The organism is Pseudarthrobacter sp. YAF2 (assembly GCF_052113345.1).
Taxonomy (GTDB): domain Bacteria; phylum Actinomycetota; class Actinomycetes; order Actinomycetales; family Micrococcaceae; genus Arthrobacter.
This window is the reverse complement of the sequence record NZ_JBFRDA010000004.1, coordinates 150,410-163,851: the sequence shown is the minus strand read 5'-3', so window position 1 is coordinate 163,851 and position 13,442 is coordinate 150,410. Positions and strand designations below refer to the sequence as shown.

Here is a 13,442-nt window from a genome sequence, read left to right as displayed (position 1 = left end):
GGTGGCGGCCGGCGGACAGGCCTCCATTAGGTTACGCCCGACGACGGCAGGGGCCTTAACGGCTCCGGCGCCCCGCCCAGAGGGCGTGCAGCAGCGGAACGGATGAGGCGATCATCAGGACGTTGCCGAAGAGCAGGTCGTCGGCGCGGACGATGGCGCCCGCGATCAGCAGCGCACCGAAGACCAGGGCCGAGCCAGAGCGCCGGGCAGCCCTTTCCAGCCGGGCTGCCTGCCGTTCGAGCCGCGGGACGGCGACCTCGAGCGACCCCTCCTCGAGCCGGCCGGCCAGGGAGTCCAGCCTGCCGGGCAGGCGGAAGGCGGTGCCGGCGGCGTCGAGGGCCTGCCGGGCAACGTCCTGGACCACATTGCCGCGCTCGGTCCGCAGCAGTTGCGCCGCGTAGGGTTCCACGGAGTCCCAGAGGTTGAAGCGTTCATCCAGGGCGCTGCACACGCCTGAGGTCAGCGACATGGCGCGGATGATCAACAGGAAATTCTCCGGCAGCTGGAATGGCAGCGAGCGGACCACGTCACCGAACTCCACTGCAAAGTCGCGGAACTCGCGGGGGTCCACCTCGCGGAGTTCGGCAAAGCCCATGCCGCCGAAGCGGGCAAAAAGCTGGGTCATCGCCCGCTCCAGTCCCGCGCTGTCCGCCGACGGCATCAGGACGCCGACGTCGTTGATCGCCGCCACAAGTCCCTTGCCATCACGGGCGGCTGCGGCGATCAGGAGCTTGCGCAGGCCGCTGCGCGTGGAGGCCGTGACCTCGCCCATCATGCCGAAATCGATGAATGTCAGCTTCCAGCCGGCTTCCCCCGCGCCTGCACGGACCGGGGTGACGAAGATGTTTCCCGGATGCGGGTCCGCATGGAAGAACCCGTTGGTGAACAGTTGGTCGAACATGACGGCCGCAAAGACCGGGGCAACCGAGGCGGGATCGATGCCGGCGGCTCGAAGCGCGCCCGCATCAGTGATTTTGATGGCCGTGACGTCCTCGAGGGTGAGCACTCGGCGGGTGGTCCGCTCCCAGACCACCTCGGGTACCGCCACCCTGTCATCGCCGGCAAAGTCTGCGGCGAAGCGTTCGGCGTTGACGGCCTCGTGCAGGTAGTCGATCTCCTGCAGGCTGATTGCCGCGAATTCCTCCACGAGGGCCGGCATGTCCGCACGGCGGGAGACAAGCCGGACATGGCTAAGCCAGCCGGCTACCTTGCGCAGGGCGGTGAGGTCGACGTCGACGATCGCCCCGATGCCCGGGCGCTGCACTTTCAGGACCACGGCGTCGAGTCCGGTATCTTCGGCGTCCATGGGGTTCAGGCGTGCGCGGTGGGCCTGGCCCAGGGAAGCGGCCGCAATCGCCGATTCGTCCACGGTGTCGAAGACCTGGCCCACGGGGGCGCCCAGTTCCTGTGCTGCCAGGGCGGCGATGCGCGGGAACGCCACCGGCGGGACCTCGTCCTGAAGCCCTTCGAGTTCCTTGGTGATTTCCGGCGGGAGGACGTCGAGCCGGGACGACAGGAACTGTCCCACCTTGATCATCAGGCCGCCGAGATCGATGGCCAGGTCGTGGAACCGCCGTGCGAAGTGCTGCATCCTGCGGGATCGCGTCCGCGCGGAGATCCGGCTCAACCCCACCCTGGGCAGGAGCAGTTCGAACCACCACGTGGTGGCGAGGTGCCAGGCGGCGAAGCGGAGGATCCGCCGGTACCGGCCGCGGTGTTCGCGAACGTGGCTTGCCGGGTCGGCCCGGTCCCGGACGGTCAACGCCACCCGCGTCAGTCCTGGGCGAGGATGGCGTAGAGCCGCCGGCGGGCCTCGGCCAGCACCGCCACTGCCTGCTGTACCTGGTCCGGTGAACCGGTGCGGCCCACCTGCGCTGCGGCCTGGGCCAGGTCGATCCCCGCCTTCGGAAGGGATGCGAAGCCGGTTCCGGAGTTGGGTGCCGCCGGGTCCCATGGCGCAGCACCGTGGTGGTCCGCCGCCTCTTCGCGGCCGGCGTCGGTCAGTGAGTAGATTTTCCGGCCGTTGGATTCCTCGGCCCTGATGGATCCTTCATCGGCCAGCAGCTGCAAGGTGGGGTAGACCGAGCCCGCGCTCGGCTTCCAACTGCCGCCGCTGCGCTCCTCAATTTCGCGGATGATCTGGTAGCCGTGCATGGGCCGCTCTGCGAGCAGGGCAATAACCGCCGCCCGGACCTCGCCTTTTCCGGCCCGGGTCCCAGCCCGTTTCTCGAACCGGGAGCGAAACTCCTCGACCATCTGCCACATTCCGTCCAGGTTGTTCCCGCCGAAACCGCCTGCAGGGTTTGAACCACGCATGATGCACTCCTTCGTCAATCGCGAACGATATACAACGATACTCAGCGATACATTGAGGCACCATAGGTGCGCGGACTGCCTTCCGGACAGGAAGGACTTCCGCGAACTCAGGTCCTGCGCAGTGTAAGGATCTGTTCTGCCCGGCCGAAAGGGCCCTGCCGGTCGTGCAGCACCGTGGACGTGAGGCCGATGCCGTCGGCGCCAAAGGAGACCGCGTTATCCAGCCCCAGCCACTCCCCCTGCGGCCGGCGGTACATGTGGATCTGCAGGTCCAGGTTGGGAAAGGCATAGCTGTCCTTGCCCGGCGGGACCCTGGCAGCGATGCCGTTGGCGGTGTCCACCATTCCCATCAACCGCGCCAGGTCCCCGCTGTCGGCGCGGTCAGTCAGGGGGTGCCCGGTGCGGAGCCACACTTTCCCGGCCCCGGGGCGGTGCCCCTCGGCCACCCGCATCTCAAGGGAACGAATGTAGCCTCCCGGCCAGACTGCGGAGCCGTCATAGGGCTTGCATTCGTCCGGACCGGGTATTGCCACATCCTCCACCGCTGCTATCGCACCGGTATCGCTGGTCAGCATGCGCCACGCCGTGGCGCGGATAGCCGTCCGGCCGCCGGCAACCAGCTCGGCCTGTACCAGTTCAATGGTCCGGCCGGCCCGCAGGGTGCTGGTGTCGATCCGGAAGTCGCCCCCGGGGATCAGCCCAAGGATCTCGTAGCTGATCCGGGCCATCCGCATGTCGTGGCGCGGCTGGTGCCGTTCCAGGAGGTCGGCCATCAGGCCCGATGCCGGGGCCATGTGCTGCTCATGGGCGTTCCAGGCGCCCTGGGCATGGATGGTTGAACGGAACCGGCCCCCGCCGAGTTCCTGGTAGTAGAAGTTGCCCTCGGCGAGTTCGGGCAGGTCTGCAGTCAAAGCGGGCCCCTTACGCAAAATTCAGTGAATTGCCACTAACTCTATCGCCCGTCACCGCGCCGCAACGCGGACGGCAACGAAATGTTGGCGGGTACGACAGCCAAGCGGACTACACTCAGGAACTGGTCCTGTCGGCAACCCTCAAAAGAGGTGTTTCATGCGCATCATCAGCTACAACCTCCGCAAGCACGCTGCAAGCGGCGAACTTCTCGCCCTGGCACGGAATCACGACGTCGATGCGCTGTGCCTCCAGGAGGTGGACTCCAGCGACCTCCCCGAAACCCTGGGCCCCCTCCATCTGGCGGATGCCACCAAGGGGAACAGGCTGGGACTGGCTATCTACTACCGGACCAGCAGGTTCACGGCGCTGGATACGCAGTCCTTCGCGTTGAAGAAGTCCATGCACGACAGGGTCCTTGCCCCGGCCCATGAGCGGCTGATCGGCACGCGGGTCATGGACAACGAAACCGGCCACGAACTGGTTATCGGTTCGTTCCACGCCGCGCCCCTGACGGCGTCGAACTCGCTGCGGCGCAAGCAGATCCACGCAGCCCACGCCGAACTGCTGAGCATGGGCAAGGGCCTGATGACGCTGATGGTGGGCGACTTCAACTATCCGTTCTTCACCAAGAACCTGGATATGCACATGAAGAACTCCGGGTACGCGCTGTCCTTGAGCAACCGGCGCACCTACACCCGGTACAAGGTGTTCAAGGGCCATTTCGACTTCGCCACGTCCCTGGGCCTGGATATCGCCGGCGTGGAAACCCTTCCGCGCGGCAATTCAGACCATCTGCCCATCCTGGTGACCGCCGAGTACGGCGAGGGCTACTAGGACCGGCGGGCCCGGCTGCCGCCTACCTGGATTCGCCGGCGTCCAACCGCGCCAGCAGGTCCGGCCACGCCGCCGCGAAACCCGGGTGCAGCTCCATGCCGTGGACTTCGGCCACCGGAATCCACAGCAGGGCAATGCTTTCCGGATCGCTGATCACCGGCTCAAAGGGTTCCCGGACACGGACCACCACGGTGGTGTAGGACCAGTAGCCATGGTCCAGCACGGAGGTAAAGAGCACTTCCACGTGCCCGCGCGGAACGGAAGCCTCCTCATAGGCCTCCCGGAGCGCGCCGTCGACCGGCTCTTCGCCCTCATGCAGGGCCCCGCCGGGCAAGCCCCATGTTCCGCCGTTGTGGCTCCACACGGCACGGTGCTGCAGGAGGACTCCCCTGGTGGGATCCCAGGCCAGGACGCCGGCAGCCCCGAACCTGCCCCAGAACCGGCCGCGGTCACCTTCCACCCAGGCATCGCCGGGATCGCGGGGGCCGGTCCGCGGCGGCGGTGTGGACGACAGGCTGGAGGGCGGGAAATGATCCATTGCCCCAGTTTGACAGGTGAAGCGGCGGGGCGTCAGGTGCCCTGCCCGTGCTCGACGGCGAAATCACCGCCAGGATACATGACCGTTTCGTGGCCGTCGTCGAACCGGACCAGGTAGGGCGGGCCGCCGCCCGGACCGCGCACCTCCAGGACCACCCCGTGCCGGTCCGCGGACCCCACGTTCCTGCCGCGCACCACGATCCGGTCCCCTTGGGCTGCCTCCATGGCAATCACCTCCACGCCCCCAGAGTACGACGCGGGGACGCGCCGGAACAGGGCCGCATGGCAGGATTCCGGTATGCCGTTGAACCTCCTCCTGCTCGCCGATACCCATATACCCAAACGCGCCGGGGACCTGCCGGAACAGGTGTGGTCCGCCGTCGAAAACGCCGACGTGGTGTTCCACGCCGGCGATTGGGTGGAGGCTGCCCTGCTGGACGAATTCGAACGCCGGAGCAAGCGGCTGCTGGCCGTCCATGGCAATAACGACGGCCCGGAACTGCGCCGGCGCCTGCCCGAAACGGCGACTGCCACCCTGGACGGAGTCCGCTTTGCGATGGTCCACGAGACCGGCCAGGCCAATGGACGCGAACTTCGGTGCGAAGCGCTGTACCCCGACGCCGATGTCCTGGTGTTCGGCCACAGCCATATCCCCTGGGACACGGTGTCTCCGGGCGGGCTTCGGCTGCTGAACCCCGGATCCCCCACGGACCGGCGGCGCCAGCCGGCCTGCACCTACATGGAGGCGGTGCTCGACCCCGGCCGCCTTGCCGAGGTCAGGCTGGTGAAAGTCCAGCGGTGACGCGCTTGGCAGGCCGGCTTCGATTGCCTAGGGTGGAACAATAAGCAAGCTTAGTTTTTGTCGAATGCCCTTCCGCAATGACAGGCTGCTTCATAGCCCGGGCAACCGAACAGCCCGCTTCCCGCGCGAACAGGAGGACCACCATGACTGACCAGTACACCTTCCGCAACCCCGTGACCGCCTACGAAAAGATCTCCCCACCCAAGCAGCACCAGCCTGAGCCGGGCCTTGACGCAGAGCTTGAGCCGAGGGCCGACCTGGGCGAGGAAACCTACCGCGGCACGGGCCGGCTGGAAGGCCGCCGGGCCATCGTCACCGGCGCCGACTCCGGCATCGGTGCCGCAACGGCCATCGCCTTTGCAAGGGAAGGCGCCGACGTCGTGCTTTCCTACCTGCCCCAGGAAGAGGAAGACGCCTCGCGCATCGCCGGGATCATTGAGGCAGCAGGCCGCAAGGCGGTCAAGGTGCCGGGCGACCTCAAGGACTCCGCAGCGTGCCGCGAACTGGTGGACACGGCGGTGGCCGTGCTGGGCGGGGTGGACCTCCTGGTCAACAACGCAGGAAAACAGGTTGCCCAAGAGGACCTGCAGGACATTTCCGACGAGCAGTTCGACCACACGCTGAAGACCAACGTCTACGCCATGTTCTGGGTGACCAAGACTGCCGTTCCACATATGCCTGCCGGGTCCACCATCATCAACACCACGTCCATCCAGGCCTACAACCCGTCGCCAACCCTGGTGGACTACGCCACCACCAAGGCCAGCATCAACAACTTCACCAAGGGGCTCGCGCAACAGCTTGCGCCCAAGGGCATCCGGGTGAATGCGGTGGCACCGGGGCCCATCTGGACCCCGCTGCAGGTGAGCAGCGGCCAGCCCAAGGAGGCGCTGCCCGAGTTCGGCCAGTCCACTCCCCTGGGCCGCGCCGGCCAGCCCGCTGAGCTGGCCCCCGCTTACGTCTTCCTGGCTTCACCCGAGTCAAGCTACGTGGTGGGCGAAACGCTGAACGTCAACGGCGGCAGCCCCACGCCCTAGCATCCTTCCACGGCCCCCGGCGGGTGGCCTGTTATTCTGCCGCGTCCTGGCCGGCCAGCAAGTCATCGGTGGCGGTGTCGGGTTCGCCATCGAAGTATTGGGCCAGGACCGTCTTGAACACTGTTTCTCCGGGCGCGGCCCGGAGAAACAGTGTCATGGACGAGCGGAGCTTTTGCGCATCGATTCCGCCAAGGATGTCCGACGCCGAACGGCCGGCATGGGTGGTCAAAGCCAGGGCGCACTCGAGCAGCCTTGGACCCAGCACGTGGTGGTCCAGGTAGACGCGGGCTTCAGCCAATGATGAGATGGCGTATTTGCGGGATGTGGCGCTCTGCCCCAGCCCGGCAATCTGGGGAAAAATGAACCACATCCAGTGGCCGGTCTTATTGCCGAGCTGCAGCTCGGCCAGCGCGTGCCCGTAGGTGCCGCCGCTTTCTTGGGCGGTGAGAAATCGTTCCAGGTCAAAAGGTTCACTCATGGGGATCTCCTTGTGGGGTGCGGTTCACGGCGTCAACTCTTTTTCCAGTTGGCCTGCTGCCGTTTGGAGCCGGGCCTCCGGGTCTTCGCGCCATCGCGCCAGGACGGCGGAGGCCCGCTGGCGCTCGCGGTGGCCCAGGCCTGCCAGCAGGGGCACCAGGACGTCAGAAACCAGGGGCTCGGCCAGGTCGGCCGCCTGGGCTGAGCGAAGGAAGCCCTCCAGCCTGGTCAGGTCCGAGTGCCGCAGCAACCGCACGTTCGTTTGCAGCAGCACGACGGCGGCCAGGCGGCGTTCGAAGACCGGCAGTGAGCCGGGTTTCGGCTGGCCCCACAGGGCGGAGGCCAGCATTACCGTGGTGTCGTGGCCCATGTCCTTGAACTTCCGGAGGGCATCGCGGACGGTGCCGCGGACTGCACCGATCGAAGACCCGTAGGAGGCCAGCACCCCGCCCAGCCGGTTGGCCACCTCGTCGGCCCGGTACCAGGCTCCCTCGTTCCGGAGGGTCCGGTCGATGAAGTCAGCGGCCGCAGCGACGTCGGTCATTTCGGTCATCGCCCCCGCCCCGCGGACGCATGCCGGATGCAAAAGGGGGTCCACGGCCGTGCTTCGAGCCTGCCGTCCGCGATGGGCTCGCCGCAGACGGCACAGATGCCGTAGGTACCGTTGGCCAGGCGGGCCAGGGCTGCCTCCACCTGGTCCAGCCCGGCTGAGCTTTGCTTCAACAGTGCCGAGGCTTGCGAGAGTTCGAAGGCGATCGTGGCGCCTTCGGGATCGTGTTCGTCGTCGACGTTGGAGTTCTGGCGCGCCGAGTTGGCCGCGTCGATATCGGCCCGCAGCGCCGGCAACAGTGCCAGCCGCCGGGCCCGCTCGTCTTCGAGCAGCATCCTGAACCGTTCGAAATCCGGCATGCGAAAAGCCTAGCGCCTCAATCAGTACCAGTTCAGGGCTACCGAATGGCTCCAGGCGCCGCACGGGGAGCCGTAGCGGTCGCTGATGTAGCCGAGCCCCCAGTCGATCTGCGTCCGGTAGCTGGTCAGCCAGTCGCTTCCGGCGCTGGCGTACTTTCCGGGCGGCAGCGCCTGGGCGATGCCGTAAGCACCGGAGGAGGCGTTGGTGGCGGTGGTCAGCCAGCCGGATTCTTTGGTCCACAGCTGGGACAGGCACTGGAACTGGTCCGGGCCCCAGCCGAAGTAACCCAGGCGCCCGGAGGCATAGGCCTTGGCACCGGCCGGATCATTGACGGCACCGCCGGGGACGGAAGGAACGACGACGGGCGGCGGGCTTGGCACGGCCGGCTGCGGCGGACTGCCGGGAACCGGGACGGCCGGCGGGGCCGGGTTTGCCGCGTTGCCGGCCGGAGCGGCGGGCGCGGGTTTGGGCTGCCGGGCTGCGGCCGCGGCTGCCTGCGCTGCGGCTTCGGCCTGCTGGCGGGCCTGTTCCGCAGCAGCGGCGCGCTTGGCTTCCTGGGCTGCTTCATAGGCAGCCAGCGCCGCCTGGCCCTGGCGGTACTCTCCTTCGAGGGCCGCCGTCGTTCCCTTCAGCGAGGCCAGCTGGGCAGTCAGCTCGCTGCTGTGTTGCTGTTCGTCACTGACCTGCCGGGCGAGTGTGTCCTGGGCGGAGCGGGCCGCGTCCAGTTTGGTTTTTGCTTCCCCGGACAGGCGTTCGCGTTCACTGCGGGCCGCCTTTTCCTGCTCCGCCAGCGAAGCGGCAACCTTGCCGGCGGCCGCCGCTTTGTCCACCAGTGCCGCCGTTTTGTCGCCCACGAGCTGGACGAGGTTGAGCCCCTGGACGCTGTTTTTCTCCAGGGCATCCAGGGCCACGAAGAACCCGGCATTGGTCCCGCCCGTCTTATACGACTGGACGGCAAGGGCGCCGATTTCCTTGCGATACTTGGCCAGTTCGTCGCTGGCGCGGGCGGCCTGGGCGGACAATGCATCCACCCGCGTTGATGCCGCCTGCAGCTCGGCGTCGGCTGCGGCATAGTCCGCGGCCGCCCGGACGGCGGCGTCACCGGCCGCCTCCGATTGGGTCTGGAGACCGCTCAGCAGCCCGTTGATGGTGGTGATCTCCGCCGCTTTCGCCGCTTCAGAAGACTGCGCCTGCTGCACGTCGGCCCAGGACGGGTATCCACCTGGCGGCGGCGGCTCGTCCGCGGAGGCAGGCAGCACCGTCGTCGCGGCCACCGCGATAGCGAGCAATCCCCCCATCAGCGGGGACTTGGGCATGGTCACGAACAGGCGCATAGTCCCGAAGCATACCGGCGACACGCCGGGGCGGAAAGGCGGCCGTGCCCGCTTTGTTACCCTGAGAGGCCGCCACCCGGTCAACCTCGGGCTAATGCCGGGCGATGCGCCATATCCAATCGTTTGCAGAATACGAGAGACAAAGCTCGTATGTTATCTAAACGTGACAATTGCGGTGTCGGCGGGTTATGGTCTTCTGGTGTCCCTCCCAAAACGGGACATTCCCATCAGTTTGCCGAGCCCTGCCGCTGATCACGGGATTCAACCGCTTTCATGCTGGCAGGGACGGGGGAACCAAGTTTCCACGACCTTTTGAGGTCTTGGGGTTAAGTCGAACAGCTCCTCCGCCCACTGCGGAGAGGTGTTCGGCCGGGTATCTCCAACCCGAACCCGACAGCTCACCCCGCAGGCATGGGAGAGGCGATCTATCGTGTCAAAAAATCTCACCACTGCCCGCCACCGCGCGACTCCGGCCCGCTCCATTGCGCTCGAGGGCCTCGCCGTGACCGCCAAGTCGCAGGCCCGTTCGCTGGGCCGTCCGGCACTCGCGGTTGCGGCCGCGTCCGGCATTGCCTTCGGGGTCGGCGCCCCGGCCCACGCGGGCGTGACTGGCGCGGACACTACTGACCAAACTACTGTCCAGGCCGCCGCAGCGCCGGCAGCTGCTCCGGCCGCCGCGGCAACAACCGTGCACACCGTCGTTTCCGGGGATACGCTCGGTGCGATTTCGGCAGCGTACGGGGTCAGCCTGAACAACGTCCTGGCTGCCAACGGCCTGGGCCTGTCGTCCATCATCTACCCCGGCGACCAGATCCAGATTCCCGGTGCAGGCTACGTGGCAGCACCTGCTCAAGCCCCTGCAGCGGCGCCAGTCCAGGCGGCAGCCGCCACCGCACCTGCGAACACCGGCATGAACATGTCCTACGCTTCCGTTACTCCGGTGGCTTCCACCACTGGCACCGGGACCGGGGCCGCCATCCTGTCCTCCGCCTACAGCCAGATCGGTGTGAGCCAGGACTGCACTGCCATGGTCGAGAAGGCCCTGCGCTCGGTTGGCAAGAGTGTCGGCGATCTGGCCCCCACCCAGTTCTTCCAGTACGGCAGCGTGGTCGGCAGCCCGGCACCCGGCGACCTGATCATCACCTCGGGCCACGTGGGCGTATACGCCGGCAACGGCCAGGTTGTGAGCGGCGGCGTCAACGGGTACACCACGCAGGTGCACTCCATCAGCTGGCTCAGCGGCTACTCAGTGGTCCGCGTAGCCTAGGCCTTCGCGCAGCGAAGCAGGCTTCTCACAGGAGGGCGGCAGCCGGGTTTTCCGGCTGCCGCCCTCCTGTCGTCCTGCTGCTGGCCTCATTCCGTGGCGGATCAGGTCCCGCAAAAGGTCATGTAGGCGCCGAAGTCCTCCGGGGCGCCTTCCGTATAGCGCTCCAGCCCGGTCCGCTCGGTAAAGGGATCGGTGACGGCCTCGAGCAGGCGGTGCAGCGGGGCCAAGTCTCCTTCCGTGCCGGCAGCGAGGGCTTCCTCTACCAGGTGGTTCCGCGGAATGTACGCCGGGTTCACACTGTCCATCAGCCCCGCATCGGGTTGCAGTGCCAGCCACCGCTCCGCCCAAGCGTCGAAGGCGGCCAAGTCCAGCACCATCCCGCGCACGGGCCGCAGGTCGCCGCGGGCGGCCCGGCCAAGGTTTCGGAAGAACAGCGTGTAATCCACCGGGCCGTCCTTGAGGATGGCGACCGCGTCATCGACAACGCCGGACGCGGCGTCGTCGCTTCCGTTGCCGCCGGCAAGGCCCAGTTTGGTTTTCATGCCGCCCGTCCACGCCTCGCTGTACTGTCCACGGAATCCGCCGAGCACCTCCACCGCGGGAGCAACGGCCTTCTCCTGGTCCTCGTCGATGAGCGGGAGCATCGCCTCGGCAAGACGGGCAAGGTTCCATTCAGCAAGGACCGGCTGGTTGGCGTAGGCGTAGCGTCCGCTGACGTCGATGGAACTGTAGACGGCCGCGGGATTGAAGGCGTCCAGGAAAGCGCACGGGCCGTAGTCGATGGTTTCCCCCGAGATGGTCATGTTGTCCGTATTCATGACCCCGTGCACGAATCCCACCAGCATCCACCGGGCCACCAGCCCGGCCTGTGCCGAGACGACGGACGAGAACAGTGCCAGGTAGGGGTTTGGGGCTTCGGCGGCGTGCGGATAGTGCCTGCTGATGGCGTGGTCCGCCAGCCGTTTCAGGAGGTCCATGTTTTCCGTGGCCCGCGCGTATTGGAAGCTGCCGACCCGCAGGTGGCTGCTTGCCACCCGCGCCAGGACAGCACCGGGGAGCATGCCCTCGCGCCGGACCTGCCGCCCCGTTGCCACCACGGCGAGCGAGCGGGTGGTGGGTATTCCCAAGGCGTGCATGGCCTCGCTGACAAGGTACTCGCGCAGCATGGGCCCGACGACGGCCCTGCCGTCCCCGGCGCGGGCGAAGGGGGTGCGCCCCGAGCCTTTGAGATGGACGTCCAGCAGGCGGCCGGTGCGGTCCGTAACCTCCCCCAGCAGGAGCGCGCGTCCGTCGCCGAGCAGTGGCGAGTACCCGCCGAACTGGTGACCGGCGTATGCCTGCGCCACCGGGGTGGCGCCGGCGGGAACGTGGTTGCCCACAAGGAGGCGCACCCCTTCAGGACTGCGAAGGTAGTGCGGGTCAAGGCCCAGGTCTTCTGCGAGCCTTTGGTTCAGGACCAGGAGTTCAGGACTGGGCGCTTCTTCGGCCTGCCAGGGAACCGCGAGTTCCGCCAGTTCACGGGCGAAGCGGCCGTCTAAGGTGACCGTGGATTCAGCTGCTGCCGTCATGGGTTAACCCTATCGCCGTGGTGCCGCCTGGCGCCCGCCGCGCGTCTTTCCGCCTGCGGGGAACGGCAATCGCCTGCAAATCCCGGGCTGCGATGACCACGGTTTCCGGGGCCCGGGCCTGCGCCTGTTCGGCGAGCAGGGAGACGTCATCGCCATACCGTGAAGAGAAGTGGGTCAGCACAAGAATCCGGGCCCTCCCGGACGCTGCCAGTTCACCGGCCTGCCCGGCGGTTAGGTGCAGGTACTGCCGGGCCAGCCCGCCGTCGTCGTCACTGAACGTTGACTCGGTGACCAGCAGGTCAGCGCCCTCCGCCAATTCTTCGGCGCCCGGACAGGGCGCAGTGTCCATGATGAACGCGAAGCGCTGCCCGGGCCTGGGAACGCTCATCGCCTCAAGCGCGGCCGAACCGACGCTGCCCTCGCGCAGCAGCCGGCCCACATCAGGCCCTTCGATTCCCGCTGCCCGCAGCCGGTCCGGCACGAAGGTGCGGCCGTCAGGTTCGGTGAGCCGGTAGCCATACGTCTCGAGGCGGTGCCTGAGGGGCCGGATTTCGAGGCCGTCCGCAATAGGCCCGGCGCCGGAGTGCGGGTGAAGCCTCAAGTCGACGCCGGGCGAACTCACGCTCACCAGCGCCCGGACCACTTGCTCACCGGACGCCGGGTAATGCAGGTGAACGGGATGCCCGACGCCGTCCAGGGCGATCCGGGACAGGACCCCGGGCAGTCCAAAACAGTGGTCCCCGTGCACGTGCGTGAGGCAGATCCGGGTGACACGGCTTGCGGCGACTCCGGCGTGGATCATCTGGCGCTGGGTGCCTTCGCCGGGATCGAACAGCAGGCCTTCGCCGTCCCACCGAAGGAAATAGCCGTTATGGTTCCGGGTCCGGGTGGGAACCTGGGACGCGGTGCCCAGCACCACGAGTTCACGCACTGCCGTCATCTGCGCCCGCGCCGTGCAGCCCCTTGGCGTAGGCGGCCTGGCCGGCGTGCTGGAGGCAATCCCCAAGGATACTGACCAGCCGCACCCCAAGGGTTACCGGCGGATCCCAGCGCTTGTCCACCACACGGTCCAGATCCGGGTCGTCCAGGCCGTCGAGGACCTTGGCAGTCTGGCGGTGGACGGCTTCGTAGTACTCCAGCAGGAGTTCACGGGGGGCCATGACGGCATCCACCTGCCCGCTGGAGTGGCCGTAGCCCGTGTCATTGTCCGCCAGTGACAGGCCAAAGCGGGATACAAAGCCTTCCGACGTCCAGACCTGCTCCAACCCCCAAGCGGCAGCGACCTGCGCATCCTCCACCCGGCCCAGGTGCCACACCAGCCAGGCAATTGAATTGCCACGACCGGAAGGACGGTGCTGGAGGTGTTCCCCATCGAGCCCGTCGAGCACCTGCCGGACCAGGCCCGGGAGGCGGCCAAAGGCCTCGAGCAGCAGTTCTTTGGATTGCAT

Annotated in this window: 16 protein-coding genes and 1 riboswitch; of the genes, 4 read left to right on the top strand and 12 right to left on the bottom strand. The window is 67.3% G+C overall.

Features of this window, described 5'->3' with window-relative positions; genetic code table 11:
• Positions 1 to 55: 55 nt before the first annotated feature.
• The 3 genes from AB4Y79_RS06265 to AB4Y79_RS06255 form a co-directional block, all read right to left on the bottom strand.
• Entirely contained in the window at positions 56 to 1,768 is a 1,713-nt protein-coding gene (locus AB4Y79_RS06265) for an ABC1 kinase family protein (RefSeq protein WP_441859762.1), read from the bottom strand.
• Positions 1,769 to 1,773: 5 nt separating this feature from the next.
• Entirely contained in the window at positions 1,774 to 2,316 is a 543-nt protein-coding gene (locus AB4Y79_RS06260) for a PadR family transcriptional regulator (protein WP_441859760.1), read from the bottom strand.
• Positions 2,317 to 2,423: 107 nt separating this feature from the next.
• Entirely contained in the window at positions 2,424 to 3,227 is an 804-nt protein-coding gene (locus AB4Y79_RS06255; protein ID WP_441859758.1) for a thioesterase family protein, read from the bottom strand.
• Positions 3,228 to 3,384: 157 nt separating this feature from the next.
• Here AB4Y79_RS06255 and AB4Y79_RS06250 point away from each other — a divergent pair, with 157 nt between their 5' ends.
• A complete protein-coding gene (locus AB4Y79_RS06250; RefSeq protein ID WP_441859756.1) occupies positions 3,385 to 4,062 on the top strand; it encodes an endonuclease/exonuclease/phosphatase family protein in 678 nt (225 codons plus the stop codon).
• Positions 4,063 to 4,084: 22 nt separating this feature from the next.
• On the opposite strand, the gene AB4Y79_RS06245 is transcribed toward AB4Y79_RS06250, so the two are convergent.
• The gene (locus AB4Y79_RS06245) at positions 4,085 to 4,600 is read right to left on the bottom strand and encodes an NUDIX domain-containing protein (protein WP_441859754.1); all 516 of its coding nucleotides are present in this window, start codon (positions 4,598 to 4,600) and stop codon (positions 4,085 to 4,087) included.
• 32 nt (positions 4,601 to 4,632) lie between these two features.
• Positions 4,633 to 4,824, bottom strand: coding sequence for a DUF1918 domain-containing protein (locus AB4Y79_RS06240; protein ID WP_308932170.1), 192 nt, complete (start codon positions 4,822 to 4,824; stop codon positions 4,633 to 4,635).
• Positions 4,825 to 4,897: 73 nt separating this feature from the next.
• Here AB4Y79_RS06240 and AB4Y79_RS06235 point away from each other — a divergent pair, with 73 nt between their 5' ends.
• Both AB4Y79_RS06235 and AB4Y79_RS06230 read left to right on the top strand, forming a co-directional pair.
• Complete coding sequence (locus tag AB4Y79_RS06235; RefSeq protein ID WP_441859752.1) at positions 4,898 to 5,401, top strand: metallophosphoesterase family protein; 504 nt, start codon at positions 4,898 to 4,900, stop codon at positions 5,399 to 5,401.
• 143 nt (positions 5,402 to 5,544) lie between these two features.
• On the top strand, positions 5,545 to 6,438 hold the full coding sequence (locus tag AB4Y79_RS06230) for a glucose 1-dehydrogenase (protein ID WP_441859751.1): 894 nt from the start codon (positions 5,545 to 5,547) through the stop codon (positions 6,436 to 6,438).
• Between the two features lie 31 nt (positions 6,439 to 6,469).
• Here the strand turns inward: AB4Y79_RS06230 and AB4Y79_RS06225 are convergent, their stop codons facing one another.
• Genes AB4Y79_RS06225 through AB4Y79_RS06210 form a run of 4 tightly spaced genes read right to left on the bottom strand, consistent with a single transcriptional unit; the run spans position 6,470 to position 9,159 of the window.
• A complete protein-coding gene (locus AB4Y79_RS06225; RefSeq protein WP_441859749.1) occupies positions 6,470 to 6,916 on the bottom strand; it encodes a DUF1810 domain-containing protein in 447 nt (148 codons plus the stop codon).
• A 24-nt stretch (positions 6,917 to 6,940) separates the two neighbouring features.
• On the bottom strand, positions 6,941 to 7,468 hold the full coding sequence (locus AB4Y79_RS06220) for a DNA alkylation repair protein (RefSeq protein ID WP_441859747.1): 528 nt from the start codon (positions 7,466 to 7,468) through the stop codon (positions 6,941 to 6,943).
• Entirely contained in the window at positions 7,465 to 7,824 is a 360-nt protein-coding gene (locus AB4Y79_RS06215) for a TraR/DksA family transcriptional regulator (protein WP_441859745.1), read from the bottom strand. The genes AB4Y79_RS06220 and AB4Y79_RS06215 overlap by 4 nt, the downstream gene beginning before the upstream one ends.
• A 21-nt stretch (positions 7,825 to 7,845) precedes the next feature.
• Entirely contained in the window at positions 7,846 to 9,159 is a 1,314-nt protein-coding gene (locus tag AB4Y79_RS06210; RefSeq protein ID WP_441859744.1) for a coiled-coil domain-containing protein, read from the bottom strand.
• A 256-nt stretch (positions 9,160 to 9,415) separates the two neighbouring features.
• A riboswitch (cyclic di-AMP (ydaO/yuaA leader) is annotated at positions 9,416 to 9,586 on the top strand.
• A gap of 3 nt (positions 9,587 to 9,589) precedes the next feature.
• Between AB4Y79_RS06210 and AB4Y79_RS06205 the strand changes: the two genes are divergently transcribed.
• Positions 9,590 to 10,426 carry a LysM peptidoglycan-binding domain-containing protein gene (locus tag AB4Y79_RS06205; RefSeq protein ID WP_441859742.1) on the top strand — a complete coding sequence of 279 codons (837 nt, stop codon included), beginning with the start codon at positions 9,590 to 9,592 and terminating at the stop codon, positions 10,424 to 10,426.
• A gap of 101 nt (positions 10,427 to 10,527) precedes the next feature.
• On the opposite strand, the gene AB4Y79_RS06200 is transcribed toward AB4Y79_RS06205, so the two are convergent.
• Genes AB4Y79_RS06200 through AB4Y79_RS06190 form a run of 3 tightly spaced genes read right to left on the bottom strand, consistent with a single transcriptional unit; the run spans position 10,528 to position 13,442 of the window.
• The gene (locus AB4Y79_RS06200) at positions 10,528 to 11,994 is read right to left on the bottom strand and encodes a protein adenylyltransferase SelO (protein WP_441859740.1); all 1,467 of its coding nucleotides are present in this window, start codon (positions 11,992 to 11,994) and stop codon (positions 10,528 to 10,530) included.
• On the bottom strand, positions 11,978 to 12,925 hold the full coding sequence (locus AB4Y79_RS06195; RefSeq protein ID WP_441859879.1) for a ribonuclease Z: 948 nt from the start codon (positions 12,923 to 12,925) through the stop codon (positions 11,978 to 11,980). The genes AB4Y79_RS06200 and AB4Y79_RS06195 overlap by 17 nt, the downstream gene beginning before the upstream one ends.
• Complete coding sequence (locus AB4Y79_RS06190; protein WP_441859739.1) at positions 12,918 to 13,442, bottom strand: mycothiol transferase; 525 nt, start codon at positions 13,440 to 13,442, stop codon at positions 12,918 to 12,920. The genes AB4Y79_RS06195 and AB4Y79_RS06190 overlap by 8 nt, the downstream gene beginning before the upstream one ends.